Annotated in this window: 25 protein-coding genes and 1 riboswitch; of the genes, 16 read left to right on the plus strand and 9 right to left on the minus strand. The window is 67.4% G+C overall.

All coding sequences use genetic code 11. From position 1 onward, the window contains the following. Window position 1 precedes the first annotated feature (1 nt). Window positions 2–1,096, minus strand: a complete 1,095-nt coding sequence (hemE, locus tag ACTHQX_RS01575; RefSeq protein WP_440155356.1) for a uroporphyrinogen decarboxylase — start codon at window positions 1,094–1,096, stop codon at window positions 2–4. Window positions 1,097–1,253: 157 nt separating this feature from the next. On the opposite strand from hemE, the gene ACTHQX_RS01580 reads away from it, so the two are divergent. Both ACTHQX_RS01580 and ACTHQX_RS01585 read left to right on the plus strand, forming a co-directional pair. Further along, window positions 1,254–2,645, plus strand: a complete 1,392-nt coding sequence (locus ACTHQX_RS01580; protein ID WP_440155358.1) for a glutamyl-tRNA reductase — start codon at window positions 1,254–1,256, stop codon at window positions 2,643–2,645. Window positions 2,646–2,741: 96 nt separating this feature from the next. Then, the gene (locus ACTHQX_RS01585; protein WP_440155359.1) at window positions 2,742–3,428 is read left to right on the plus strand and encodes a hypothetical protein; all 687 of its coding nucleotides are present in this window, start codon (window positions 2,742–2,744) and stop codon (window positions 3,426–3,428) included. A 67-nt stretch (window positions 3,429–3,495) separates the two neighbouring features. Here the strand turns inward: ACTHQX_RS01585 and moeB are convergent, their stop codons facing one another. Then, a complete protein-coding gene (gene moeB, locus ACTHQX_RS01590; protein WP_440155361.1) occupies window positions 3,496–4,695 on the minus strand; it encodes a molybdopterin-synthase adenylyltransferase MoeB in 1,200 nt (399 codons plus the stop codon). Between the two features lie 84 nt (window positions 4,696–4,779). On the opposite strand from moeB, the gene ACTHQX_RS01595 reads away from it, so the two are divergent. The 6 genes from ACTHQX_RS01595 (at window position 4,780) to ACTHQX_RS01620 (ending at window position 8,000) form a co-directional block, all read left to right on the plus strand. Then, a complete protein-coding gene (locus tag ACTHQX_RS01595; protein WP_236804241.1) occupies window positions 4,780–5,448 on the plus strand; it encodes a TetR/AcrR family transcriptional regulator in 669 nt (222 codons plus the stop codon). A 56-nt stretch (window positions 5,449–5,504) separates the two neighbouring features. Then, the gene (locus ACTHQX_RS01600; protein WP_003805104.1) at window positions 5,505–5,729 is read left to right on the plus strand and encodes a DUF3107 domain-containing protein; all 225 of its coding nucleotides are present in this window, start codon (window positions 5,505–5,507) and stop codon (window positions 5,727–5,729) included. Between the two features lie 8 nt (window positions 5,730–5,737). Continuing rightward, window positions 5,738–6,040 carry a hypothetical protein gene (locus tag ACTHQX_RS01605; RefSeq protein WP_236804243.1) on the plus strand — a complete coding sequence of 101 codons (303 nt, stop codon included), beginning with the start codon at window positions 5,738–5,740 and terminating at the stop codon, window positions 6,038–6,040. Between the two features lie 150 nt (window positions 6,041–6,190). Beyond that, entirely contained in the window at window positions 6,191–6,517 is a 327-nt protein-coding gene (locus ACTHQX_RS01610) for an ArsR/SmtB family transcription factor (protein WP_440155363.1), read from the plus strand. Then, a complete protein-coding gene (locus ACTHQX_RS01615) occupies window positions 6,514–7,299 on the plus strand; it encodes a cation diffusion facilitator family transporter (RefSeq protein ID WP_440155365.1) in 786 nt (261 codons plus the stop codon). The genes ACTHQX_RS01610 and ACTHQX_RS01615 overlap by 4 nt, the downstream gene beginning before the upstream one ends. After that, entirely contained in the window at window positions 7,299–8,000 is a 702-nt protein-coding gene (locus ACTHQX_RS01620) for a DsbA family protein (RefSeq protein WP_440155367.1), read from the plus strand. Before ACTHQX_RS01615 ends, ACTHQX_RS01620 begins: the two co-directional genes overlap by 1 nt. Here the strand turns inward: ACTHQX_RS01620 and ACTHQX_RS01625 are convergent. The 4 genes from ACTHQX_RS01625 to thiO all read right to left on the minus strand — a co-directional run bounded on the left by ACTHQX_RS01625 (window position 7,993) and on the right by thiO (window position 11,079). After that, window positions 7,993–8,679 (minus strand): 4a-hydroxytetrahydrobiopterin dehydratase, encoded by a 687-nt coding sequence (locus tag ACTHQX_RS01625; protein WP_440155368.1) that lies wholly within the window; start codon window positions 8,677–8,679, stop codon window positions 7,993–7,995. The genes ACTHQX_RS01620 and ACTHQX_RS01625 overlap by 8 nt on opposite strands. A 63-nt stretch (window positions 8,680–8,742) precedes the next feature. Then, window positions 8,743–9,537, minus strand: coding sequence for a thiazole synthase (locus tag ACTHQX_RS01630; RefSeq protein ID WP_440155369.1), 795 nt, complete (start codon window positions 9,535–9,537; stop codon window positions 8,743–8,745). A gap of 5 nt (window positions 9,538–9,542) precedes the next feature. Beyond that, window positions 9,543–9,779, minus strand: coding sequence for a sulfur carrier protein ThiS (gene thiS, locus ACTHQX_RS01635; RefSeq protein ID WP_236804253.1), 237 nt, complete (start codon window positions 9,777–9,779; stop codon window positions 9,543–9,545). A 34-nt stretch (window positions 9,780–9,813) separates the two neighbouring features. Continuing rightward, window positions 9,814–11,079: a glycine oxidase ThiO gene (gene thiO / locus ACTHQX_RS01640; protein ID WP_440155371.1), complete on the minus strand. Its 1,266-nt coding sequence runs from the start codon at window positions 11,077–11,079 to the stop codon at window positions 9,814–9,816. Then, a riboswitch (TPP riboswitch) is annotated at window positions 11,071–11,191 on the minus strand. It overlaps the preceding gene by 9 nt. A 27-nt stretch (window positions 11,192–11,218) precedes the next feature. On the opposite strand from thiO, the gene thiE reads away from it, so the two are divergent. Continuing rightward, on the plus strand, window positions 11,219–11,920 hold the full coding sequence (gene thiE, locus ACTHQX_RS01645) for a thiamine phosphate synthase (protein WP_440155373.1): 702 nt from the start codon (window positions 11,219–11,221) through the stop codon (window positions 11,918–11,920). 39 nt (window positions 11,921–11,959) lie between these two features. Here thiE and ACTHQX_RS01650 read toward each other — a convergent pair whose 3' ends face one another. Further along, a complete protein-coding gene (locus ACTHQX_RS01650; RefSeq protein ID WP_440155374.1) occupies window positions 11,960–12,646 on the minus strand; it encodes a ferritin-like fold-containing protein in 687 nt (228 codons plus the stop codon). 41 nt (window positions 12,647–12,687) lie between these two features. On the opposite strand from ACTHQX_RS01650, the gene ACTHQX_RS01655 reads away from it, so the two are divergent. The 3 genes from ACTHQX_RS01655 (at window position 12,688) to ACTHQX_RS01665 (ending at window position 17,100) form a co-directional block, all read left to right on the plus strand. Beyond that, window positions 12,688–14,199: an RNB domain-containing ribonuclease gene (locus ACTHQX_RS01655; RefSeq protein ID WP_440155376.1), complete on the plus strand. Its 1,512-nt coding sequence runs from the start codon at window positions 12,688–12,690 to the stop codon at window positions 14,197–14,199. A 301-nt stretch (window positions 14,200–14,500) separates the two neighbouring features. Then, window positions 14,501–16,222, plus strand: coding sequence for a DEAD/DEAH box helicase (locus ACTHQX_RS01660; RefSeq protein WP_440174521.1), 1,722 nt, complete (start codon window positions 14,501–14,503; stop codon window positions 16,220–16,222). Between the two features lie 5 nt (window positions 16,223–16,227). Continuing rightward, window positions 16,228–17,100, plus strand: a complete 873-nt coding sequence (locus tag ACTHQX_RS01665; RefSeq protein ID WP_236804264.1) for a DNA-methyltransferase — start codon at window positions 16,228–16,230, stop codon at window positions 17,098–17,100. A 58-nt stretch (window positions 17,101–17,158) separates the two neighbouring features. Here ACTHQX_RS01665 and ACTHQX_RS01670 read toward each other — a convergent pair whose 3' ends face one another. Then, window positions 17,159–18,004 carry a PHP domain-containing protein gene (locus tag ACTHQX_RS01670; protein WP_440155379.1) on the minus strand — a complete coding sequence of 282 codons (846 nt, stop codon included), beginning with the start codon at window positions 18,002–18,004 and terminating at the stop codon, window positions 17,159–17,161. Between the two features lie 105 nt (window positions 18,005–18,109). Between ACTHQX_RS01670 and ACTHQX_RS01675 the strand changes: the two genes are divergently transcribed. After that, window positions 18,110–19,699 (plus strand): aminopeptidase P family protein, encoded by a 1,590-nt coding sequence (locus tag ACTHQX_RS01675; RefSeq protein ID WP_440155380.1) that lies wholly within the window; start codon window positions 18,110–18,112, stop codon window positions 19,697–19,699. Between the two features lie 84 nt (window positions 19,700–19,783). On the opposite strand, the gene ACTHQX_RS01680 is transcribed toward ACTHQX_RS01675, so the two are convergent. Beyond that, entirely contained in the window at window positions 19,784–20,806 is a 1,023-nt protein-coding gene (locus ACTHQX_RS01680) for a general stress protein (RefSeq protein WP_440155382.1), read from the minus strand. A gap of 77 nt (window positions 20,807–20,883) precedes the next feature. Here ACTHQX_RS01680 and ACTHQX_RS01685 point away from each other — a divergent pair, with 77 nt between their 5' ends. From ACTHQX_RS01685 to ACTHQX_RS01695, 3 genes are read left to right on the plus strand one after another with little or no spacing between them, the layout of a single operon-like run. Continuing rightward, entirely contained in the window at window positions 20,884–22,167 is a 1,284-nt protein-coding gene (locus tag ACTHQX_RS01685) for a magnesium transporter MgtE N-terminal domain-containing protein (protein ID WP_003805129.1), read from the plus strand. Next, the gene (locus ACTHQX_RS01690; RefSeq protein WP_440155383.1) at window positions 22,151–22,867 is read left to right on the plus strand and encodes a DUF1003 domain-containing protein; all 717 of its coding nucleotides are present in this window, start codon (window positions 22,151–22,153) and stop codon (window positions 22,865–22,867) included. Before ACTHQX_RS01685 ends, ACTHQX_RS01690 begins: the two co-directional genes overlap by 17 nt. A gap of 10 nt (window positions 22,868–22,877) precedes the next feature. Beyond that, window positions 22,878–24,005 (plus strand): Mrp/NBP35 family ATP-binding protein, encoded by a 1,128-nt coding sequence (locus ACTHQX_RS01695; protein ID WP_440155385.1) that lies wholly within the window; start codon window positions 22,878–22,880, stop codon window positions 24,003–24,005. Window positions 24,006–24,050: the final 45 nt, after the last annotated feature.

Raw genomic sequence — 24,050 nt, forward strand, 5'->3', positions numbered from 1 at the left:
TTTACTCCGGGGAGATGGAGTGGATGAGTTCGACGACGCGCGTCAGGACGCCGGGGTCCGTTTCCGGCGGCACGCCGTGGCCGAGGTTCAGCACGTGGCCGGGAGCGGCCGCCCCCGAGGCGATGACCGCGCGGACGTGCGCCTCGAGGACCTCCCACGGGGCGGACAGCAGCGCCGGATCGATGTTGCCCTGCAGCGGGACGATGCCGCCCAGCCTGCGGTTGGCCTCCTCCAGCGGCAGCCGGTAGTCCACGCCGACGACGTCAACGCCGACGTCGCGCATGGCCACCAGAAGCTCGGAAGTGCCGGTGCCGAAGTGGATCAGCGGCGCGCCCAGGTCACGGACGTGGTCCAGGGCGCGTGACGAGGCTGCGGCAACGAAACGGGTGTAGTCGGCGAGGCCAAGGGAGCCTGCCCACGAGTCAAACAGCTGGCCCGCGGAGGCGCCCGCCTCCAGCTGGGCGCGCAGGAACAGGCCGGAAGCATCCGCGGCCCAGTTGGCCAGCGCCGTCCATGTCTCAGGGTCGGCGTGCATCATGGTGCGCGGTCCAAGGTGGTCCCGGGAGGGCCGGCCCTCCACCATGTACGCGGCCAGAGTGAAAGGCGCGCCCGCGAAGCCGATGAGCGGGGTCTTGCCGAGCTGGTCCACGGTCAGCCGGACGGCTTCCCGGATGGGTTCCAGCGACTCCTCAGTGAGGCGCGGCAGGGCGGCGACGTCGGCGGCAGTCCGCACGGGCTTATCCAGGACCGGCCCCACGCCGGGCACGATGTCGACGCCGACGCCGGCCAGCTTCAGGGGAATGACAATGTCGGAGAAGAAGATGCCCGCATCAACGTCGTGCCGGCGCACCGGCTGCAGGGTGATTTCCGAGGCAAGTTCGGGGCGCAGGCAGGAATCCAGCATGGCGACGCCCTCGCGGAGCTTCAGGTATTCCGGCAGCGAACGGCCCGCCTGGCGCATGAACCACACCGGGCGGCGGCTTGGCTTGCCGCCGCGGTACGCCGTAATAAGCGGAGAGTCGGCAGTGCGTCCGTCGCGCAGCGGATGGCCTGCGTCGAGTCCGGTACCGGCGGGGGTTACAGCGCTAGAAGTCATGCCTTTGATTGTGCCCAAAATCGCCCCTAAAAGATAACGACAGCCTGTCACCCGCGGCAGTCCCATCAACGGGTGGCAGGAATCACACGCCCGGAAACCGGGGATCCGGACCAAGGGTTGTTCTACGCGCCTGCGAAAAAGCTATGATTGTCGTGCTGTGGTTCTTTTCTCATTGGTGGCTACACACGCCGACATCGACCTCGAAACCGTTGCTCAGCTAAGCAACGGTTCTTCTGGCATTGCCACGTCCGCCCTCGCCGGTTCGCCGGCGGTCAAGGGTGCGGTTGTCCTTGCCACCTGCAACCGCTACGAAATTTACGGCGAAGCGTCGCACGCCGACGACGTCGAGGCCGCACGCGCCGCCCTTGTCGGCCAGATCAGCGATTCGAGCGGCCTCAGCGAGCAGCTGGTGTCCCGGTCGTTCAGCACCCGCACGGGCCCCGAGGTGACCGAGCACCTCTTTGCTGTGAGCTCCGGACTCGACTCCGCCGTCGTCGGTGAGCGTGAAATTGCCGGGCAGGTGCGCCGGGCCCTGATCACGGCCCAGCATGAGGGGACCGCCAGCGCCGGGCTGGTCCGCCTGTTCCAGGCCGCCTCCAAAACCGCCAAGGATGTCGGCGCGCAGACAGCCCTCGGCTCCCGCGGCTTGTCCATCGTTTCGGTCGCTCTCGACCTCGCCGCCGACCTTTCCGAAGAGACCGACTGGTCGAAGAAGAAGGTCGTGGTGTTCGGCACCGGCGCCTACGCCGGAGCCACCATGGCCCTGCTCCGCGAACGCGGCTGCCGCGATATCGCGGTGTTCTCATCGTCAGGACGCGCGGCCACCTTCGTGGCAACACGCGGCGGGACCGCCCTCGACGGCGACACCCTGCACGCCGCCGTCGCAGCCGCCGACGTCATGATCGGCTGCAGCGGCTCGGACACAAGGGTGGAAGCCACCGAGCTCGCCCAGGTCCGCGCCGGATCCACCCAGCCGCTGATCGCCATCGATCTCGCGCTCACCCACGATTTTGATCCCGCGGTCGGAGAACTCGACGGCGTGGAGCTGCTGACCCTCGAGTCCGTGCGGCTCGCAGCGCCCCAGGAACAGGCAGAGTCACTCGCGCAGGCCAGCAGCATGGTTTCCGGCGCCGCTCAGGCGTTTGAACAGGAACGTGAGGCGCGCTCCGTGGACTCGGCCATTGTGGCCCTCCGCCGTCACACCATGAACGTGCTCGATGCGGAAATGGAAAAGGTGCGCGCCCGCCACGGCTGCACCGCCGCGGCCGAAGAAGTGGAGTTTGCGCTGCGCCGCATGGTGAAGCAGCTGCTGCATGTCCCCACCGTGCGCGCCCGCGAACTGGCGTCCAACGGACAGCAGGACGACTACGTCGCGGCGTTGGAAACCCTGTATGGCATCACCGTCGAGCAGCCAGCTGCCGCGTCCAAGGCCGAGTGCCCTGTGGACCACAGCGCACTCGCTGCGGGCACCCTGAACACTACTACTACCGGGCACCTGCAGGACTCCGCAGTACCGCACAAAAATGAGGCCCGCAGGAACTCCGCCTAACCTGCATATGTTCTGACAAACAGAACCCCACAAGCTTTCCATAGGTTCCCCGCGCAGCATTGACGTTGCCCGTGAAAACCATATTGGGGAGCCATCATGAATTTTGCTTCACCGGCCTCGGCCGTGCCGCCCCTGAGCCGCCGGCAATTCGGACTTATCGTGGGCGGTGGAGCGCTCCTGCTGGTAGGCGGTGGAACTTACGGCGTCGTGTCCCGCAGCAGACCCGGCGGCGGAGCCGGGCTCTCCACAACTTTCGGCACAGTGTCGCTCGTCGACGCCGGACGCCTGGCCCGGCTCGATGCGCAGGGGCGGCCTGCTGCCACGCCGCTCGCCTCGGCCGTATCCCAAGTCACGGACGGAACGCGAAGGGCCGTTGCAGCAGGCCAGCCGGGAATCCAGCGCGTTTCCAGCCGCCAGGATGCCGCGGTGGACGACCACCACGGCGACCCCCTCCTGGACTCAGACTGGCCGCAGCCTGGAAACTTCACGTGGGGAGACGTCGTCGTGCTCGAAGTGGCACTCACCAATGTCCGGTCCGAACCGGTCCTGTTCAGCCCGGGACAGCTGCGCCTCAAGCTGCTGCCCTCCGGCATCACGGTCGCCCCGCAGGACGCCGACCGCGGTCCGGGCACGATTGCCGCCGGTGCCAGCGAGAAGGTCTGGATCAGTTACCTGGCCCCGCACGATTCGGTGGCCATGGAAATCGAGTACACGGGGCTGGAGGACGATGCCCCGCAGGCGCTTGCGCTTCCGTTGCTGACGGTCGCCAAGGTACTCTCATGAGCCCGCTGGTGCCTTCACATCGACGACGGATGCCGATCCCGGTTACGGCACGGTGAGGCAGGCTGGATCAGTAGACCGGCTTCTGCGGCTCCACGTCACGCACCCAGGCGAGGATGCCGCCGTCGAGGTGGCTGACGCGCTCGTAGCCGGCCTTCCGGGCGGCTGCCAGCACGGCGGCAGACCGTGTCCCGGCCTTGCAGTGGAACACGATGTCCCTGTCCTGCGGCAGCTCGCCCCAGGCCTCACCGGAGAGGATCCGCCCCTGCGGGATCAGGACGGACCCGTCGATCCGGACAATGTCGTACTCCCCCGACTCGCGCACGTCCACCAGGTCGAAGTCCTTCAGCCCGGCCTGCCGCGAGGCCAGCATCGTGGCCAGCTGCGTTGCCGTCACGGTGTGCCCGGTGTCGGCTGTCTCCGCCGGGGCGACGCCGCAGAAGGCCTCGTAGTCGGTGAGTTCCGTGATCCGCGGGACGTCCGGGTCCTTGGACACCCTGATCTCGCGCCAGCTGCCGCCCAGGGCGTCGTACAGCGCCACCCGGCCCAGCAGGGAGCGTCCGACGCCGGTAATCAGCTTGACGGCCTCCGTCACCATCAGCGATCCGACGGCCGCGCACAGCATGCCGAACACGCCGCCCTCTCCGCACGACGGCACGGAACCGGCCGGCGGCGCCTCCGGGTAGAGGTCGCGGTACGTGGGGCCGTGCTGTTCCCAAAAGACGCTGACCTGCCCGTCGAAGCGGAAGATGGACCCCCACACGTATGGCTTGCCGAGGATCGCGGCGGCGTCGTTCACCAGGTAGCGCGTGGCGAAGTTGTCCGCCCCGTCCAGGATGAGGTCGTATTCGGCGAAAAGCTCCAGGGCGTTGGAGGCATCGAGCCTGACGTTGTGCAGGCGGACGTCCACCAGCGGGTTCAGCTCCGCGATGGCGTCGCGGGCGGACTCGATCTTGGGCCGGCCCACGTCCCGCACACCGTGGATGATCTGCCGCTGCAGGTTGCTCAGGTCCACCGCGTCGTCGTCGATGATCCCGATGGTCCCCACGCCGGCTGCGGCAAGGTAGAGCAGCGCCGGCGAACCCAGTCCGCCCGCCCCGATGACCAGCACTCGCGCGTTCTTCAGCCGGCGTTGGCCGAGTGCGCCGATTTCGGGAATGATGAGGTGCCGGGAATACCGCTCCACCTCTTCGGTGGAGAGGCCGGGAGCGGGATCGACGAGGGGGCCCGGGAGCGTGCGGACTGTATTTGCCGTGGACGGAGAAGCCATACTTCAATGTATGCCTGAAGATACCGCGCGGTCATATTACCCCCGGGTAAAGTGAAGTTAACTGCAAAGGAAAGAAGGCCAACAGTGGTTCATCATGCACCGGTTGATCGAACTCAGGCCGCGCAATCCAATGCCGGCCCCGTCCGCGCCTCCGGCCAGCGTTCCGCCAGGCTGCCGCGCGACGAGCGCCGGGCTCAGCTGCTGGCCGCAGCCCAGGAGGTTTTTGTCGCCAACGGGTACCACGGTGCCGCGATGGACGAGATCGCGGAAACGGCCCGCGTCAGCAAGCCTGTGCTCTACCAGCACTTCCCGTCGAAGCGTGAGCTGTACCTTGCCCTGCTGGACAGCCATCTCGAGGCACTGACCGAGCTCATGCTCGGGGCAATGAACTCCACCACGGACAACAAGGAACGCGTGCAGGCCGTCATGCGCGCCTATTTCCGTTTCATTGACAGCGATGACCAGGCACACCGGCTGGTGTTCGAGTCCGACCTCATCAACGACGCCGATGTCAGCTCGCGCCTGGAGACGTTCAACAAGACCTTCGCCGAGGCCATAGCGCGGATCATCGCCGAGGACACCAAGCTCCCGCTGCTGGAGGCCCAGCTGCTGGGACGCGGGCTGGCGGGCATGGCCCAGGTCAGCGCGCGCTACTGGCTCGAAACAGACGGAGATCTCGATCTCGATGTGGCCAGCGACCTGATTTACCGTTTAGCTTGGCGCGGAATCTCTCGCTTCCCCAAAGAGACCTAGACTACAAATGAAACTACCTTTGAAATTTCAACCTTGACTGGCTGGGAGGCCTTGCTGTGGAAGTAAAGATCGGCATTCAGAACGTCGGCCGTGAAATTGTGCTGGAATCGGCACAGGATGCTGACGCTGTGGCCAAAGTAGTGGCCGAGGCCATCGCCAAGGGCAGCGAGCTGCGCCTGAACGACGAGAAGGGCCGCCAGATCATCATCCCGGCAAACGTCCTCGGCTACGTCGAAATCGGCGCAGAGGAAGTGCGCCGGGTCGGCTTCGGCGCCCTGTAGGCCGAGCAGTGCTGTCCCTCGTGATCGTGGTCCTGGTGACCGCTGCCGCCGGGTTCGTCGTCTGGGCCAACGACCGGCGCCACACCAAGTACGGCATCCTCGTGCCGGCGGGCACCGCTGCCGCGGTGGGCATGCTCGCCTGGATCATCTGCATCTGGGCGGGGCTAGGCTACCAGCCCGGCCTGACCTGGCTGTCCTGGGTCCTGCCCATGGCGGCCGGGACGGCTGCTGCCCTGGCGGTGGCGGTCTACCTCGGCCGGGCACGCGCCAGGCAGGACACCCAGCGGCTGACGGCAGCGCTGAAAATTTAGCTACCGCAGGATCTGGGCGGCGCCAGCTCCCCTGGGCATCAGTGACCACCACCCAAGCGGGTGCGTGGTCACTGTCCTTTAAGTGGTCGGCCAACTGGGGCAGTGGCACGACCGGTTACTCAATACATCGGCTGATGTACCGTTGAACGTATGCAGACTCTGACACACGCTCCGGTGCTGGCCCGGTTCGGGTACGCGGTCTCCGACCCGACGCGTGCACGGATCCTTCTGGCACTGGCCGATGCGCCAGCCTACCCCTCTGACCTTGCTGATGCCCTGACGGTGTCGCGCCAGAGCATGTCCAACCATTTGACCTGTTTGCGCGGCTGCGGCCTGGTGGTGGCTGTCCCGCACGGCAGGCGGACGCGGTATGAGCTCGCCGACTCCCGGCTGGGTCACGCCATCCGGGATCTGATCGGAGTGGTGCTTGCCGTGGATCCAGCGTGCTGCGCACCTGACGGGACGTGCCTGGCATGAGCGCTGTGCAGGCGTCACCGGCGCCGGCTCGGCGCTCGGTCCTGAACCGCCGTATCCGCCTCTTCGCGGCGGCCACGATCACCTACAACGTGGTTGAAGCCGCGGCGGCCCTGTGGGCCGGCGGCGTCGCGGACTCCTCCGCGCTTATCGGATTCGGGCTGGACTCGGTAATCGAGGTTACCTCCGCCCTTGCTTTGTCATGGCAGTTCTCCTCTAAGGACCCTGAGCGACGGGAACACCTCACCCTGCGGATAATCGCCCTGTCCTTCTTCGCGCTGGCGGCGTTCGTCTCCGTTGACGCCATCCGGTCCCTGGCCGGCGGCGGGGAGGCCCAGCATTCGACCCCCGGGATCGTGATCGCCGCGCTGAGTTTGGCCATCATGCCTGTTCTGTCCTGGCTGCAGCGCCGGGCCGGCCGTGAGCTGGGCTCCAAGACTGCTGTTGCCGACTCCAAGCAGACGCTGCTTTGCACATACCTCTCCGCGGTCCTGTTGATCGGCCTCGTCCTGAACAGCACGCTGGGCTGGTGGTGGGCCGACGCCGGCGCCGCCCTGGTGATCGCGGCGATCGCCGTCCGTGAGGGTGTCAATGCGTGGCGCGGGGACGTGTGCTGCACGGTCCCGCAGGCGGTGCCCGGTGAAGACCAGGAAGCATCGTCTGCGCCGTCCGCGGACGGCTGCTGCGACGGCTGCACAGCATCAGAACCGGCGCCTGCACTACAGGTACTGGGCCTGCCGCTGGTCCGCCGGGACAACCCCGACCAGGAAAGCATCCACCACTGATGCCGCAAACGACACAAGCCACCCCCACACCTTCCAAGCCTGGAGACCCGGCGCGGAAGGCGCGTCTGGTTATCTGGATCCTGCTCGGGGTCATCGTCGCCGCCGGCGTCATCTGGTACACCGTGTTCAACGCGACCAAGGCCGCCCAGCCCGCCGCGCAGCCGGTCGCCGACGCCCAACTGGTCCGCGAAGACAGCCACCGCGTCACTTCACCTCCCACCGAGAAGGCCCAGCTCGTGGAGTTCCTGGATTTCGAATGCGAGTCCTGCCGGGCGGCGGTGCCGCTGGTGGAGGAACTGAAGAAGGAATACGGGGACCGCATCACCTTCGTGAACCGCTACTTCCCGCTGCCGGGCCACCGGAACTCGGGCACAGCTGCTCTGGCAGTGGAAGCAGCCGCGCAGCAAGGCAAATACCAGCAGATGTACACCAAGATGTTCGAGACCCAGCCGCAGTGGGGAGAGAAGCAGGCGTCTCAGGGACCCCAGTTCCGCACCTTCGCCCAGGAACTCGGCCTGGACATGCCTACATATGATGCCGCGGTCGCGGATGAGAAAACCAAGGACCGGATCCGCAAGGACATCGCCGACGGCACCGCCCTCGGCGTGACCGGCACTCCGACGTTTTTCCTGAACGGGGAAAAGCTGACCCTCAACTCCGAAGAGCAGTTCCGGCAACTGCTGGACAACGCCGCTAAATAGACCCCGGAGGCGCGGCAACGTCCGGACCGCGGCCTTCCTCGGTATGCAAGCAGAGCCGGTTCCCCTGGGCATCAGTGACCACTACCCAGTTGGGTGCGTGGTCACTGTTCATTTGTGCCCCGGTTGCCGCGGTCTTCTCCAGTACGGGTGCCGACTCGGCCTTGGAGCGGTGGACATCGAGATGCAGGCGGTTGTCGTTCGGCGTCAGCGTCTCCTGAAACCACACGCTTGGTCCGCGCCCGTAGGGGTCAACCAGGTCCCCGGACCGGCCCTTCCGGTAGCCGAGGGCTACCCGCCAGACCTCGGAAATTTCCGCCGCGTCATCCGTGTCGATGCCGATGTCCACCGTCCGGTACAGGCCGGGCTGGGCTTCGGCGCCCGCCGCCGAGGCGGCATCGCTGACGGAGGCGGCAGCACGGGTGTCCCGCGCGGACACCTCACCGCCGACGTCGTGGGAACTGAACCGGATGAACACCCGGTTATAGCGCCAGTCCAGGTCCGGATGGTGGTCCATGTCCTCTGCCAGACGCCCGACGGCGGCAATCAGCTCCAGTGCGACCGCCGCCGTCGGCGTCTTATAAACAGTGACAAGCCCGCCGAGACGGTAGCGCCAGTCGGGCAGCCCGGCGAGCGCTTCGTCGATCTGGGGTCGGGTGAGGATGTCGTCGCTGGCTGCCACAACTGGCTCCTGGGAAGTACCTGTTGAGCCGGCCGCACGCCAGCGGGCACGGGTTGGCCGGGCTTAGAGGAACTCCGCCCGGCCCTCCATGGCCGACGACGCCAAGGCATGCTCACGGCGCGGGATCCGCCCGGCCGCACGCGCCAGCCTACCGGCGATCACGGAGTGTTTGAAGGCCTCGGCCATGAGAACGGGGTTCTGGGCCCGGGTCACGGCGGTGGCCAGCAGCACGGCGTCGCACCCCACTTCCATGGCCAGGGCCGCGTCCGAGGCCGTGCCGATCCCTGCATCCAGGACCACGGGAACGGAGGCCCGTGACACGATCAGCTCGATGTTATGCGGGTTGAGGATGCCCAGGCCCGTGCCGATCGGCGCTCCCAGCGGCATGACCGCCGACGCACCGAGGTTCTCCAGCCGCAGCGCCAGGACGGGATCGTCATTGGTGTAGGCGAACACCTTGAAGCCCCGGTTGACCAGCTGCTCGGTGGCGTCCACCAGTTCCACGGCATCAGGCAGGAGCGTGTGCTCGTCGGCGATGACTTCGAGCTTGACCCAGTCGGTCTCCAGCGCTTCCCGGGCCAGCTCCGCCGTCATCACAGCGTCACGGGCCGTGAAGCAGCCGGCGGTGTTGGGGAGCACGCGGATGTTGTGGTCCACCAGCAGCTGGAACAACGAGCCGGTTTCGGCAGGCGAGTAGCGCCGCATTGCGACGGTGGTCAGCTGGGTCCCGGACGCGAGCAGCGCTGCGCCGAGACCGTCCAGGCTGGGAGCGCCTCCGGTGCCCATGATGAGCCGCGAGGTCAGCTCCACCCCGTCAATGACCAGGCTGTCTGCTGTTTCAATCACTGTTTCTGCCATCGTCCTTATCCTCCCTGGACTGCCGTGACAAGTTCGATCTCGTCGCCGTCTGCGAGTGCCGTGGCATGCCACTGGCTGCGCGGCACGACGGCCGAGTTGCGGGCCACCGCCACACCCAGCCGCTGGCCGTCGGCCGCCTGACCGCTGGCGGCCAGTTGGCGCCCCGTGACCTGGCTGACGAGTGAGGTGACGGAGGCGCCCTCGCTGATTTCCTGTTCGATGCCGTTCAGTGTGATGTTCATGCTGGTTCCTTGGTTTGGTCAAAGGTGACGCGGGTCAAATGCTGAGTGCAGCGGCAGATCCCAGAGGGTCTGGGAGCCCGGGTGAAAACCTGCCCGGCCGGAACTTGGCCCAGCGCGGATCGGTGATGCCGTCCATGAGCTGGCGACAGATGACCGCGGCGGCCGGGGTCATCAGGACGCCGTGGCGGAAGAAGCCGGTGGCGATGATGAGGCCCGCCACGTCCGTGCCGGCACCTTGCCCGCCGGCCGGTACTCGGCCCAGCAGCGGGGCGTTGTCCGGCGTGCCGGGCCGGGCCCGGGCGGTGGCTTCGAGCAGCTCGAGCTCTGCGACTGCCGGCACCAGCGCCTGGGCGTCGCGCAGCAGCTGGTAGACACCCCCGGCGCTGGTGCCCGGCACGCCGTCCTCACGCTGGGTGGCGCCGATCACCACCGTGCCGTCCCGGCGGGGCACCACGTACACCGGCACGCCCCGCACCATGCCGCGGACCGTTGCGGTGAGCAGGGGCTGCAGGTGTTCGGGGACCCTGAGCCTGAGGATGTCTCCGTAGACCGGGCGCAGCGGCAGCTGCAGGCCTTCCGGAAGGTTCTGCAGGCCCGCCGCGGCCAGGCCGTTGGCCACCACCGTCTCGGCCGCCGTGACGGACCCGCCGCCCGCCAGCCGTACCCCGCAGACCCGTGCGTCGTCCCAGAGCAGGCCGGCGGCGTACTCCCGCACCGCGTATCCCTCTGCTGCCGCATTTTCCTGACGTTGCGCGGCCAGCTCGGCAGCAAGGGCCCTGACGAGTCTGCGCGGATCCACCTGGTGGTCCGCCGGGATGTCGAGGGCGCAGGAGATCCCGGGGCTGACCAGCGGCTCCCGGGAACGTGCCTCGCGGATGGTCAGCGGTTCAACGTTCAGGCCGTGGGCCCGCTGCACGTCCCGCAGGTCCATCAGGGCCCGGCGGTCGGCCGGATCGGCACCCACTGCCAGGGTGGGCGTCGTCAGGTAACCGGCATCCACGCCGGAAGTGAGGGTGGCCGCAAACTCAGGCCATCTGGCGGAGGATTCCAGCATCAGTTCCAGGAGCCCTTCCTCCTGGTAATGCAGTTCGCTGACCGGGGCGAGCATGCCCGCCGCAGCCCAGCTTGCACCGCTGCCCGGGGCTTCATCTATGAGCACCACCGAACGGCCGGAGCGCCGTGCTTCCCAGGCGATGCCGTGGCCAACCACTCCGCCGCCAATGACGGCTACATCGGCCTCAAGTACGCCGGGCTCCAGGGGTCCCAGGGAGCGTTCATCGCCACTGGTTTTAGGGGGCATGGAATTCCTTCCCTACGCCGGTACTAACCGGATCAGGTCAAGCGGTCGGCTCTGACGCCCTCTCAGCCCTGCGTCTTTATGACAGCAGCAACGGGCTCCCGCGGTACCTGCCCAGTTTAGAGGAACTAAGGTGGTTGCCATGACCGTGCACTCTGCCCACACCGCTGCCCGCCTGTACCTCTGCACCGACGCCCGCAAGGACCGCGGAGACTTCGCGGACTTCGTGGACGCGGCGTTCGCCGGCGGTGTGGACATCATCCAGTTGCGGGACAAGAGCATCGAGGCAGCCGAGGAACTCGAGCTGCTGGAAGTAGTCCATGCTGCCGCCCGCAGGCACGGCCGGCTTTGGGCCGTCAATGACCGCGCCGACATCGCGTCCATAGCCGGCGCACCGGTGTTCCACATCGGCCAGAAGGACCTGCCGCTCCGGGCCGCCCGGAAGCTGCTGCACGATTCCACCGTGATCGGGCTGTCCACCCACAGCACAGACCAGGTGGATGCCGCCGTCGGCGCCGCCCACGGGCGCAGCGGCCTGGACTATTTCTGCGTGGGCCCGCTGTGGGCTACCCCCACCAAGCCCGGGCGCGCCGCCGTCGGGCTTGACCTGGTGCGCTACGCAGCGGAGGCCGTCCGCACCGCAAACGAGGAACGGGTCGGCGGCCTGCTGCTGCCCTGGTTCGCGATTGGCGGGATCGACCGCACCAACGTGGAGCAGGTCCTGGCGGCGGGAGCCAGCCGCATCGTCGTCGTGCGGGCCATCACCGAGGCGCCAGACCCGGCGGCAGCCGCGGCGGAACTGCTCGACGCCCTCGAAGCGACGTCCCCGGCCGCCGTCTCCTAAGCGGAGCGGCCTGCACGCGGGCGCAGAGAGGGCGCTGGGCTACCCGCTCAGGCCCAGCTGGACCATGCGCCGGGAGTGGTTCTCCACGACTTCGGCGGTGATGTCCCGGACCAGCTCGCGTGCTGTGGCGTCCGTGGCACCGGGCTCCGCCTCGACGAACAGCTCGCCAAGAAAGGCGTGTTCGTGGCCCACGCGCTGGGCCTGCGTGATCGCTTCGCCGAGGAGGCGCCGGCCCCACAGCGCCAGCCTGGACGCGAGCCGGGGATCGTCCGCCAGCGCCCCGCTGAGCCGATCCCGAAGCACGGCTGTGGCCTCTTCCGACGACTGGATCTGCTCAATGACGTCACGGGTTCCGGCATCCACAAACCGGGCCACGGCCCGGTAGAAATCGGCGGAGACCGTGTCCACCACGTAGGCCTTCATCAGGGACTCGTACCAGTCCGCCGGGCGGGTCCGTTCATGGAAGTGGTCCACGGCCAGCTGGAACGGCAGCATCGCATCTTCGACGTCGACGCCCATCCCGGCCAGCTTGGCGCTCACGAGCTCGTAGTGCTGGAATTCGAGGACGGCGATCCTGCCGAGCACGGCACGGTCGTGCAGCGTGGGTGAGTAACGGGCGTCCGACGAGAGCCGTTCGAATGCGGACAGTTCGCCGTAGGCCATCACGCCGAACAGGTCCGCGACGAAGCGGTCGTAGCGAGCGGTGTCAGCCGAGGATGTGCCCATAATCCAAGACTAACGGCGCAATTCGGGCTAACCTGATTTTCGTGTCACATCATCGGTTGTCGCCCAACGTCCACGAGCAGACCAACGCGCTCGAGGAGGCATTGAGCGCGCTGCGGACGGAGCTGGAGCTACCGGGGGAATTCCCCGAGGACGTGCTCAAGGAAGCCGAAGCGGCCGTCGCGGACCGGGGATTCCCGGCCCTGGACCTGACCGGAGTGGACTTCCTGACCATCGATCCGCCGTCGTCCACCGACCTTGACCAGGCACTGTTCATCGAACGGCTCGGTGAGGGCTACCGGATCCTCTATGCCATTGCCGATGTTCCGTCGTTCGTGCAGCCGGGCGGCGCTCTCGACGCCGAGACCCGCCGCCGAGGACAGACCTTCTATGCCCCGGACGGCCGGATCCCGCTGCATCCGGAGGTCATCAGCGAGAACGCCGGCAGCCTGCTGGCAGGGCAGCTGTGCTCCGCCTTCGTCTGGGAGTTCGAACTCGACGCCGCCGCCGAGGTGGTGTCGGTGCTGGTGCGCCGGGCCGCCGTGCGCAGCCGGGCCAAACTCAACTACAAGGGCGTCCAGGCAGAACTGGATGCCGGCACGGCCTCTCCCATCATGCAACTCCTGCGTGAGGTGGGGCGCAAGCGCGTCGACCTGGAACGGGCCCGCGGTGGGGCCAGCCTGAACATGCCGGAACAGGAGATCGTCCAGCTTCCCGACGGCGGCTACCGGATCGTGGCGGTCCCCCAACTGCCGGTTGAGGACTGGAACGCCCAGATTTCGCTCATGACCGGCATGGCAGCCGCTTCCCTGATGCTCAACGGCAAGGTGGGGATCCTCCGGACCATGCCTGCCCCGGATGAGCGCTCACTGAGCCACTTCAGGCGGCAGACAGCCGCGCTGGGCAAGCCGTGGGACGGGCAGGAAACCTACGGCGAGTACCTGCGCACCCTGGACCCCACCGACCACCGGCAATTGGCCATCCTCCACGCCGCAGGCATGCTCTTCCGCGGCGCCGCGTACACGCATTTCGACGGAACCGTTCCGGAGGACGCGGTCCAGTCAGCCATCGGCACGGCGTACGCCCACACCACCGCTCCGCTCCGCCGCCTCGTGGACCGCTTTGTGCTGGTCATCTGCGAGGCCCTGAGCAATGACCTGCCGGTGCCGGCCTGGGCCCGGGAGGCGCTCCCCTCGCTGCCCGAGATCATGGCCTACTCGGACCAGCTGGCGGCAAGGATGGAACGGCTTGCCCTGGACACTGTGGAAGCCGCGCTGCTGAGCAACCACATCGGGCAGGAGTTCGATGCAGTGGTGATCTCCGGGTCAAAGCCGGCCAAAAACGGCAACGGGAACGGCAGCGGCAACGGTAATGGCGGCAAGGGCGTGAACGGCAAGGGGAGCAACGGATCCGGCCCCTCCGGCGTGGTCCAGATCGCCGAACCGGCCGTGACGGCCAAATGTGAGGGAGAGATGGAACCCGGCACCAGGGTCCGGGTCCGGCTGGTCTCCTCGGACATCGCGACCCGCGAGATCCGCCTCGAACTCGTCGACTGAACCGCTCCTGCGGGCCGCAACTGTCCCCGCGGCGGCCCAAGTCAAGGAAAACACGGGTTTGCCAGTAGACTGGCTAGGTAGTAATGGATGCCCGGTCGTTGATTTCCGTAAATTGAATTCAACAAGCCCGCCCCTACGCGATCTTGAGTCACACCCGCCGGTCCCCAGTGCCGGCATTAGATAGCCCGCGATCGGCTTCCACTGGAATTGCTTGCGCGCCTGAGCGTGCTCCGGAACGGCCCCCGCGGCCGGCCCGTTGAGCAGGCGGCGCCAATGCCCAAATGAATAAGGAAACTCCCCTGTGAGTGAATTGCATACCCACCAGCTTCTTTCCGACGATACCGGCACCGAGACCATCGAGCCGGAAGAGACCATCATCTCGGACGAGAAGCCGCACGAAATAGCCGAAAAGTCGTTCGCCGACTTCGACGTCCGCGCCGACATCGTCGAGTCCCTGGCTGACGCCGGCATCACGCACCCCTTCCCGATCCAGGCCATGACGCTGCCCGTCGCGCTGTCCGGCCACGACATCATCGGCCAGGCCAAAACCGGCACGGGCAAGACCCTCGGCTTCGGCATTCCTGCGCTGCAGCGCGTGGTGGGCCGCGACGACGCCGGCTTCGACAAACTGCCCGCTCCCGGTGCGCCGCAGGCCATGGTGATCGTACCCACGCGTGAGCTCGCAGTGCAGGTTGCCAACGACCTGCAGGCGGCATCCCGCAAGCGCAATGCCCGGATTGCCACGATTTACGGCGGACGCGCCTATGAGCCGCAGATTGACGCACTGCAGAAGGGTGTCGAGGTGGTGGTCGGCACGCCGGGCCGCCTGATCGACCTCTACAAGCAGAAGCACCTGGTGCTCAAGAACGTCAAGATCGTGGTGCTGGACGAAGCTGACGAGATGCTGGACCTCGGCTTCCTTCCGGACGTCGAGACCCTGATCGCCGGCACCCCGCCGGTCCGCCAGACCCTCCTGTTCTCGGCCACGATGCCCGGCCCGGTCATTGCCATGGCCCGGCGGTACATGACGCAGCCCACCCACATCCGCGCCGCCGATCCGGACGACGAGGGCCTGACCAAGCGCGACATCCGCCAGCTCATCTACCGTGCACACAGCATGGACAAGACCGAGGTAGTCGCCCGGATCCTGCAGGCCCGCGGCCGCGGCCGCACCATCATCTTCACCAAAACCAAGCGCACCGCCGCAAAGGTTGCCGAGGAACTCGTGGACCGCGGGTTCGCTGCCGCCGCCATCCACGGTGACCTCGGCCAGGGCGCCCGCGAGCAGGCGCTCCGCGCCTTCCGCAACAACAAGGTGGACGTCCTGGTGGCCACCGACGTAGCAGCCCGCGGTATCGACGTCGACGACGTCACGCACGTTATCAACTACCAGTGCGTCGAGGACGAGAAGATCTACCTGCACCGCGTGGGCCGCACCGGCCGCGCCGGCAACAAGGGCACCGCCGTCACGTTCGTGGACTGGGACGACATGCCGCGCTGGGGACTCATCAACAAGGCACTCGGCCTGAGCGTCCCGGAGCCCGTCGAAACGTACTCCTCCTCGCCGCACCTGTACGAGGAACTGGACATCCCCGAGGGCACCAAAGGCCGGCTCCCGCGCAGCAAGCGCACCCTCGCCGGCGTCGATGCCGAGGTCCTGGAGGACCTGGGCGAGACCGGCAAGAAGAACAGCCGCTCCGGCGGCCGCGATTCCGGCCGCTCCGGCAGCAGGGAAGGCGGCAGCAGGGAAGGCGGCAGCAGGGAAGGCAGCCGCCGCAGCGGTGACGCGGGCAAGCGTTCGGGCGAGCGCCGCCGTCGTTCTTCAGACGGCCGTTCTTCAGATACCGGTGCGGACGCCGGAACCGGCCCCGCCGCCGCTGCCACTGCCACTGCAACTGTTGACGGCGAGCAGCCGGCGCGCCCGCGCCGCAACCGCACCCGCACGCGCCGCCGCAACGGAGAAGTGGTCTCCGGCGGCGAATCCGCCGCAACAGGCTCACAGCCCGGCACCGAGGCCCCATAGCCTCAATGACTGAAACTGTCTGGGCGCCGGACGGCAGCAACCTGGTGGTGCACGCGGATAACGCGGACTTCCTCCCCACGCTGCCGGACGGCGCCTTCACACTCATTTACGTGGACCCGCCGTTCAACACCGGCCGGGCCCAGCAGCGCCAGGAAACAAAGATGGTGCTCAACGCCGACGGCGACGGCGACCGGGTGGGCTTCAAGGGCCGCTCCTACGACACGATCAAAGGCGCCCTGCACCGCTACGACGACGCCTTCAGTGACTACTGGTCCTTCCTCGAGCCCCGTCTTGTGGAGGCCTGGCGGCTCCTGGCCGACGACGGAACCCTGTACCTGCACCTTGACTACCGCGAGGTGCATTATGCCAAGGTGATGCTGGATGCCATCTTTGGCCGCGAGTGCTTCCTGAACGAGATCATCTGGGCCTACGACTACGGTGCACGAGCCAAAAACCGCTGGCCCACCAAGCACGACAACATCCTCGTCTACGTCAAAAACCCGTCTAAGTACCACTTCAACAGCGCCGAGGTGGACCGGGAGCCCTACATGGCCCCGGGGCTCGTGACTCCGGCCAAGCGTGAGCTGGGCAAGCTGCCCACGGACGTCTGGTGGCACACCATCGTCTCCCCCACGGGCAAGGAAAAGACCGGATACCCCACACAGAAACCCGAGGGCCTGGTGCGGCGCGTGGTGGCCGCGTCCAGCCGCCCGGGTGACTGGTGCCTCGACTTCTTCGCCGGTTCAGGCACGCTTGGCGCCGTTGCGGCCAAGTTGGGACGCAGGTTCGTCTGCGTGGACCAGAACCAGCCGGCCATCGACGTCATGGCCAAGCGGCTCGGGGCGCACGCCGAGCTCGCGTCCTACCCGCCCAAGTAGCTCGCAGTTGTTGTCGTTTTGAGGCCCCAAAACGACAACTAATGCCAGTCAGTTGGGTTTAACGCACGACGGCGGTGCCCGAGCCCAGCTCCTCGATCCGGTCGAGGACGTCCGGGGCGGTCAGGTTCTCGCCCAGCCTGTTCGGCTTGCCCAGGCCGTGATAGTCCGAGGACCCGGTCACCACTAGCCCGTGCTGGGCGGCCAGCTTCCGCAGGAACTCCCGGCCCTCCTCGGGGTTGTCCCGGTGGTTGACCTCCAAACCGGCCAGGCCGGCGTCGATCATGTCGTGGTACGTGCTTTCACCCACCACCCGCCCGCGTGCGGAGGCGACGGGGTGGGCAAAGACGGGAACGCCGCCCGCGTCGCGGACCAGTTCGACGGCCAGCGCGGGCTCCGGCGCGTAGTGCTGCACGAAATAGCGCGAATGGGAGGTAAGGATCGAGGTGAAGGCCTCGGAACGGTCTGCTACCACTCCCGCCGCCACCAGCGCGTCGGCGATGTGTGGGCGTCCCAGCGTGGCCCCTGGCGCCACATGGTGGATCACGTCGTCCCACGTCAGGGGGTAGTCCTCGGCGAGGAGCGTGACCATGCGTTCGGCGCGGGTCAGGCGGGCGTCCCTGGCCTTCGTGATTTCCTCGAGCAGGCCCGGGTGCTGGGGGTCGTGCAGGTAGCTCAGGAGGTGGACGCTGATCCCGTGCTCCGTCCGGCAGGAAATCTCCATGCCGGGCACCAGCGCCACGCCGTTGTCAATGGCTGCCCGGGACGCTTCCGCCCAGCCGTCCGTGGAGTCGTGGTCCGTCAGCGCGATGACGTTCAGCCCCGCGGCCGCCGCGGCCGCCATGACCTCCGCCGGTGTCTCCGTACCATCGGAAATATTCGAGTGGGCGTGTAGATCTATCCTCACCAGCCCAGCCTAGTAGATGGGGCGCCCCTGTGGCCGGGAAGGGCGTGATTCACCCTCCCGCGCCGGTGTTGGCCTAAGCCGCTCGGCTGGTGAGACTATTGGACGGTGAACGATGCAGACAACACCCACAACGGTGAAAACACAGCTTCCCAGCCCCTGGAAGAGCGCGTCAACAACCGCTCCCAGCGGCCGAGTTCCGCCGCTTTCAAGGCCTTCATGGCCAGCAACTGGGCGCCCGCGCCGCAGGTGACCCCTGAACGGGAGGCCGTCGCCAGCCACGCCGCGAGAAGGCGCCGGGCCATTTCCGACCAGTTCAAGGGTGAACGCCTCGTGCTTCCGGCCGGGCCCCTGAAGGTCCGGTCCAACGACTGCGACTACCGGTTCCGGCCGCACTCCGGCTTCGCCCACCTCACCGGCCTCGGGCTGGACCATGAGCCCGACGCCGTGCTCATCTTCGAACCTGTAGGGGAAGGAAAGGGCGACGACGGCGGCAACCACCGTGCCACGCTCTACTTCCGGCCGCTGGCCGGACGGGACACCGAACAGTTCTACGCCGACGCGCGGTCGGGCGAGTTCTGGATCGGGGCGCGGCCCACGCTGGCCGAATTTGAGGCCCGGCTGGGAATCCCCACCGCCCACATCGACGAACTTGAGATGGCCGTCACCAAGAACGTCGGCGCCCCTGAAATCGGCGGCATCTCGGTCCGCCTGGTGCGCAAGGTGGACGAAAACATCGACGCGCTCGTGGACACTGCCCGCTACAACACCGCCAAGGACCCGGACAACTTGGACCTTGGCGTGCTCGACGCCCTCGACGAGAAGCTGTCCGAGGCACTCTCCGAGCTGCGGCTGACCAAGGACGAGTGGGAAATCGAGCAGATGAGGACCGCCGTGGCCGCCACCGTGGAAGGCTTTACCGAGGTGGTCAAGGCCCTGCCCCGCGCCCTGACGCACTTCCGCGGCGAACGCGTGGTGGAAGGCGCCTTCTTCGCCCGTGCCCGGGAGGAAGGCAACGAACTCGGTTACGACACCATCGCTGCCTCCGGCAACAACGCCACCGTCCTCCACTGGACCCGCAACACCGGCAAGGTCAACGCCGGGGAGCTCCTCCTGCTGGACGCCGGCGTCGAGGCCGATTCGCTCTACACCGCTGACATCACCCGTACGCTCCCGGCCAACGGCACGTTCTCGGACGTGCAGCGCAGAATCTACGAAGCGGTCCTGGACGCGGCCGACGCCGGCTTCGCGGCCGCCCGGATCGGCGTGAAGTTCCGCGACATCCACACCGCCGCCACCACTGTCCTCGCGGAACGGCTTGCGGAATGGGGCCTGCTCCCGGTCTCCGTCGAGGAGGCCCTCGGCGAGGACGGCCAGCAGCACCGGCGCTGGATGCCGCACGGCACCAGCCACCACCTCGGCCTCGACGTCCACGACTGCGCCCAGGCCAAGCGGGAACTCTACCTGGACGGCGTTCTGCGGGAGGGAATGGTTTTCACCATCGAACCGGGCCTCTACTTCAAGCAGGAAGACCTCGCCATTCCCGAGGAGTACCGCGGCATTGGCGTGCGCATCGAGGACGACATCCTGATGACGGCCGAGGGCCCCGTGAACCTTAGTGCGGCGCTCCCCCGCACAGCGAACGACGTCGAGGCCTGGATGGCAGGCATTTACCAGGAGGTCGACGCCAAGGGGTAGGGGGACAAACAAAGAAGGGACGGCCACCGGATGATCCGGTGGCCGTCCCCTTTTCTGCTGTCCTGGCCTTGCTGCTTGCTTTGGCTACTGCTGCTGCCCGTCCCGGCCCTGGTCGGCCTGGTTCGGATCCACGCGCACACCGTACTGCGGCCGGCCGTCCGGCAGATCCGGGTAGCGCACTGCCGACGCCGGGCGCTGGTCCGCTGCCGGCGCACCCTCCCCGGCCTGGCCCTGCTGGTGAGCCCCGTACTGCTGGCCGTCCCTGTAGGGCTGCTCCCCGTCATGCTGCTGGCCCTGCTGGCCTGTGCCATATTGCTGGCCTGTGCCATATTGCTGGCCTGTGCCATATTGCTGGTTGGGGTCCTGCGGCTGCCCGCCCTGTGCGTGCTGGCCTGTGCCGTACTGCTCGCGGGGCTCCTGGCTGCGCTGGCCGTAGGGGTCGTTCCAGCCCGCCGGCCGCTGCGGCGCCTGCCCCTGGGGCGGGCCCTGCGGCGGTCCCTGGTGCCGGCCCGGCTGCTGGTACGGCTGGTTCTGGTAGTCCTGCTGGTTCTGGTAGTCGTGCTGGCTGTGCGACGCCGGGCGCGCACCCGGGGTGGCGTCGGACGGCGTCATCGGGAGCTGCTGGAGCAGCCGGCGCGCCTCATGGGCGGCCTCGAAGGCCACGACGACGTCGTAATTGGTGGCAACCACCTGGCTGGTGGACGTGAAGTCGCGCTTGCCGCGCTGCATGGCGTAGGTGACGATCCCGAACAGCATGAAGAACGCCGCGCCCATCAGCACCGAGCTGATGATGGAAAACGTTCCCCCTGCAGGCGTGAAGAAGGACAGCATGACGCCAACGAAGAGGCCGAACCACATACCGCTCAGGGCACCGGAGAGCGCCACGCGCGGGTAGCTGAGCCGGCCCGTCACGCGCTCCACCATCTTGAGGTCGTTCCCCACGATGGACACCAGGTGCACCGGGAACTGCTGGTCGGCGAGGTAGTCCACGGCCTTCTGGGCGTCCAGGTAAGAGGTATACGAGCCCACAGTGTCCCCCGTGGGGACGGTCTTCGACTCGTCCGAGCCGTTGGGCGCAGCCTTCGGAGCACCAAAAATGTTAGCCATAACCCCATTCTTGCCCATAAGGATGGGTGAAAGCTGAAAATTCAGCTAAAAGAGAGCAGACTCGGTAGCCTGTAGAGGTGAGCACGAATCCTACCCGCGTCTTTGTCGCGCGCCTCTTGGGACTGGACGTCTTCGACCCATTGGGCGACCGTCTGGGGCGGCTGCGTGACGTCGTCGTGCTCTCCCGCGGAACCCGGGGCGCCCCGCACGTGGTGGGCATCGTCGTCGAAGTTCCCGGCAAAAAGCGCGTCTTCGTTCCCATGACCCGCATCACCTCCATCGACCAGACGCAGGTCATCTGCACCGGCCTGGTCAACCTCCGGCGCTTCGAACAGCGCGGCGCCGAGACCCTCGTGGTGGCGGAGATGTTTGACCGCCGCGTGACCCTGACGGACGGCAGCGGTGACGCCACCATCGAGGACATCGCCATGGACCAGCACCGCTCGGGCGACTGGTTCGTGAGCAAGCTGTTCGTCCGGCGCGGGCACTCGCTGGCGCCCCTGAGCAGGCTGCGCCGCAACGAAACCATGATCATCGACTGGGCCGACGCGCACCAGGGGGCCAAGACAGAACCGCAGGCAGCCACCCAGTTCGTGGCCAACCACGAGGACCTCAAGCCCGCGGACTTCGCCGAGGCACTGCAGGAGATGAGCGACAAGCGGCGCTTCGAAGTCGCCAGCGAACTGCAGGACGAGCGGCTCGCTGACGTCCTGCAGGAGCTGCCAGAGGACGACCAGGTGGAAATCCTCTCCGCCCTCGACGTCCAGCGCGCCGCGGACGTCCTGGAGGAGATGGACCCCGACGACGCCGCTGACCTCCTCGGCGAGTTGCCGTCCGCCCAGGCGGAGGAACTCCTTCAGCTGATGGAGCCCGAAGGCGCCGAGGACGTCCGGCGCCTCCTCGAATACGACGAGGACACCGCCGGCGGCCTCATGACCCCCGTCCCGGTCATTCTGCCGCCTGAAGCCACGGTAGCGGAGGCGCTCGCCCACGTCCGGCGCGAGGAACTCTCCCCTGCCCTCGCCTCGTCCATTTTCATCGCCCGTCCTCCGCTGGAAACCCCCACCGGCCGGTTCCTCGGCGTGGTGCACATTCAGCAGCTGCTGCGCTTCCCGCCGTTCGAGTCGCTGGGCAACCTCGTGGACAAGAACCTGGAGCCGCTCTCGGACCTGGCCCACATCAGCGAGGTCGCGCGCACCCTCGCCACGTACAACCTGAACTCCCTTCCGGTGGTTAACCAGGCCGGCCGGCTGGTGGGCGCAGTGACAGTTGACGACGTCCTGGACCATCTGCTGCCCGACGACTGGCGGGCCAACGACGGCGAGGCCCCGGTCAGGAAGCTTGGTGGCCGCATTGGCTGAAAACACGGCAAAGGCAGCGCGGCCCGGCGGAAAGCCGGCCCAAGGAAGCCTGGACACGCCGCTGAGCGGCCGCCAGCGCATCCTCCCCAAGTTCTCGCCGAACCCTGACGCCTTTGGCCATGCGACAGAGGGCTTCGCCCGCTTCATGGGCACGCCGCAGTTCCTGCTCTACATGACCGTGTTCTGTGTCTTCTGGCTGGCATGGAATACCTTCGCGCCCACGGCCTGGCAGTTCGACAAGGTCGAACTCGGGTTCACGCTCCTGACGCTGATGCTGTCCCTGCAGGCCTCCTACGCGGCGCCGCTGCTGCTCCTCGCGCAGAACCGCCAGGACGACCGCGACCGCGTTTCCCTCCAGCAGGACCGCCAGCGGGCGGAGCGCAACCTCTCGGACACCGAATACCTCACGCGGGAACTGGCCTCACTGCGGATCGCGCTGCGCGAAGTGGCCACCCGCGACTACGTCCGGGCGGAACTTCGCAGTCTCCTGGAGGACCTGTTGGAGGCCCAGGAGGAGCTCCGCACGCACGAACCCTCCGGGCCCGGAAGCCATGAATCGCCACGCGAACTGGTCCGGGAAAAGCTGAAGGAGAAGCGGGAAAAGCAACGCAATCCCCGCACCCAGCAGATCCCCAAGGTCAAGTCTGAAAAAACGCGCCAGGGCCGGGCAGCCCACCGACCCACCTCTCCCGAAAGCTGAGCACCACGGCATGAGCACCACCCTCCTCCAGGCAGTCAACGCTGCCCTGGCCACCGTCATTGATCCGGAACTCCGGCGCCCCATCACCGAGCTGGGCATGGTTGATTCGGTGGAAATCTCCGGCGACGGGACCGTCCGCCTGGCGGTGCTGCTCACCATTGCCGGCTGCCCCCTGCGCGACACCATCACCAGGGACTCCGAGGCGGCGCTGCTGGACGTGCCAGGCGTCACCGCCGTCGAGGTGGACCTGAAAGTCATGACCCAGGCGCAGCGAGACGCACTGAAGGAGCAGCTCCGCGGCCCCGGCGGCGAGCGGGGCATCCCGTTCAACCAGCCGGGGTCCCTCACCAAGGTCTTTGCGGTGGCCAGCGGCAAGGGCGGTGTGGGCAAGTCCTCGGTAACGGTGAACCTCGCCTGTTCGCTCGCGGCGCAGGGGCTGCGCGTGGGCATCGTGGACGCCGACGTGTACGGCTTCTCGGTGCCGGCCCTGATGGGGATCACCCAGGCCCCCACCCGCGTGGACGACATGATCCTCCCGCCGGTGGCCTACGGAGTAAAGGTCATTTCCATCGGCATGTTTGTCACCGGCAACCAGCCTGTGGCCTGGCGCGGACCCATGCTGCACCGGGCCCTCGAACAGTTCCTCACCGATGTCTATTTCGGCGATCTTGATGCGCTGTTCCTGGACCTCCCGCCGGGCACCGGTGACATCGCCATCTCAGTGGCGCAGCTGCTGCCCAAAGCCGAGATCCTGGTGGTCACCACTCCGCAGGCCGCTGCGGCCGACGTCGCAGAGCGCGCCGGCGCCATCGCCACGCAGACCGGGCAGACGGTGGCCGGAGTCATCGAGAACATGTCGTTCCTGGAAATGCCCGACGGCGGCCGGATGGACCTGTTCGGCACCGGCGGCGGGGAGGTGCTCGCCGAGAGGCTCACCGCCTCGACCGGCACGGACGTGCCGCTGCTGGGCCAGATTCCGCTGGACATTCTCCTGCGGGAAGGCGGCGACTCGGGCCTGCCCATCGTCCTGGGCGGCCCGGACACGCCGGCAGCAGTGGCGCTGTCCCGCATCGCCGGGAAGCTTGCGGCCAGGCCGCGGGGACTGGCCGGCATGAAGCTGGACGTCCAGCCCCGCTGATTGAGCCTGCCGACTCCGCTGCTTGAGCCTGCCGGAACCCGCCGG

Source organism: Arthrobacter sp. SAFR-023 (genome assembly GCF_051965295.1).
In the GTDB taxonomy this organism is placed as follows: Bacteria; Actinomycetota; Actinomycetes; order Actinomycetales; family Micrococcaceae; genus Arthrobacter.

Coding starts and splice junctions, on each gene's coding strand:
- hemE (WP_440155356.1), bottom strand. CDS start 1,096: ATGACTTCTAGCGCTGTAACCCCCGCCGGTACCGGACTCGACGCAGGC.
- ACTHQX_RS01585 (WP_440155359.1), top strand. CDS start 2,742: ATGAATTTTGCTTCACCGGCCTCGGCCGTGCCGCCCCTGAGCCGCCGG.
- moeB (WP_440155361.1), bottom strand. CDS start 4,695: ATGGCTTCTCCGTCCACGGCAAATACAGTCCGCACGCTCCCGGGCCCC.
- ACTHQX_RS01610 (WP_440155363.1), top strand. CDS start 6,191: ATGCAGACTCTGACACACGCTCCGGTGCTGGCCCGGTTCGGGTACGCG.
- ACTHQX_RS01615 (WP_440155365.1), top strand. CDS start 6,514: ATGAGCGCTGTGCAGGCGTCACCGGCGCCGGCTCGGCGCTCGGTCCTG.
- ACTHQX_RS01620 (WP_440155367.1), top strand. CDS start 7,299: ATGCCGCAAACGACACAAGCCACCCCCACACCTTCCAAGCCTGGAGAC.
- ACTHQX_RS01630 (WP_440155369.1), bottom strand. CDS start 9,537: ATGGCAGAAACAGTGATTGAAACAGCAGACAGCCTGGTCATTGACGGG.
- thiS (WP_236804253.1), bottom strand. CDS start 9,779: ATGAACATCACACTGAACGGCATCGAACAGGAAATCAGCGAGGGCGCC.
- thiO (WP_440155371.1), bottom strand. CDS start 11,079: ATGCCCCCTAAAACCAGTGGCGATGAACGCTCCCTGGGACCCCTGGAG.
- thiE (WP_440155373.1), top strand. CDS start 11,219: ATGACCGTGCACTCTGCCCACACCGCTGCCCGCCTGTACCTCTGCACC.
- ACTHQX_RS01650 (WP_440155374.1), bottom strand. CDS start 12,646: ATGGGCACATCCTCGGCTGACACCGCTCGCTACGACCGCTTCGTCGCG.
- ACTHQX_RS01665 (WP_236804264.1), top strand. CDS start 16,228: ATGACTGAAACTGTCTGGGCGCCGGACGGCAGCAACCTGGTGGTGCAC.
- ACTHQX_RS01680 (WP_440155382.1), bottom strand. CDS start 20,806: ATGGCTAACATTTTTGGTGCTCCGAAGGCTGCGCCCAACGGCTCGGAC.
- ACTHQX_RS01695 (WP_440155385.1), top strand. CDS start 22,878: ATGAGCACCACCCTCCTCCAGGCAGTCAACGCTGCCCTGGCCACCGTC.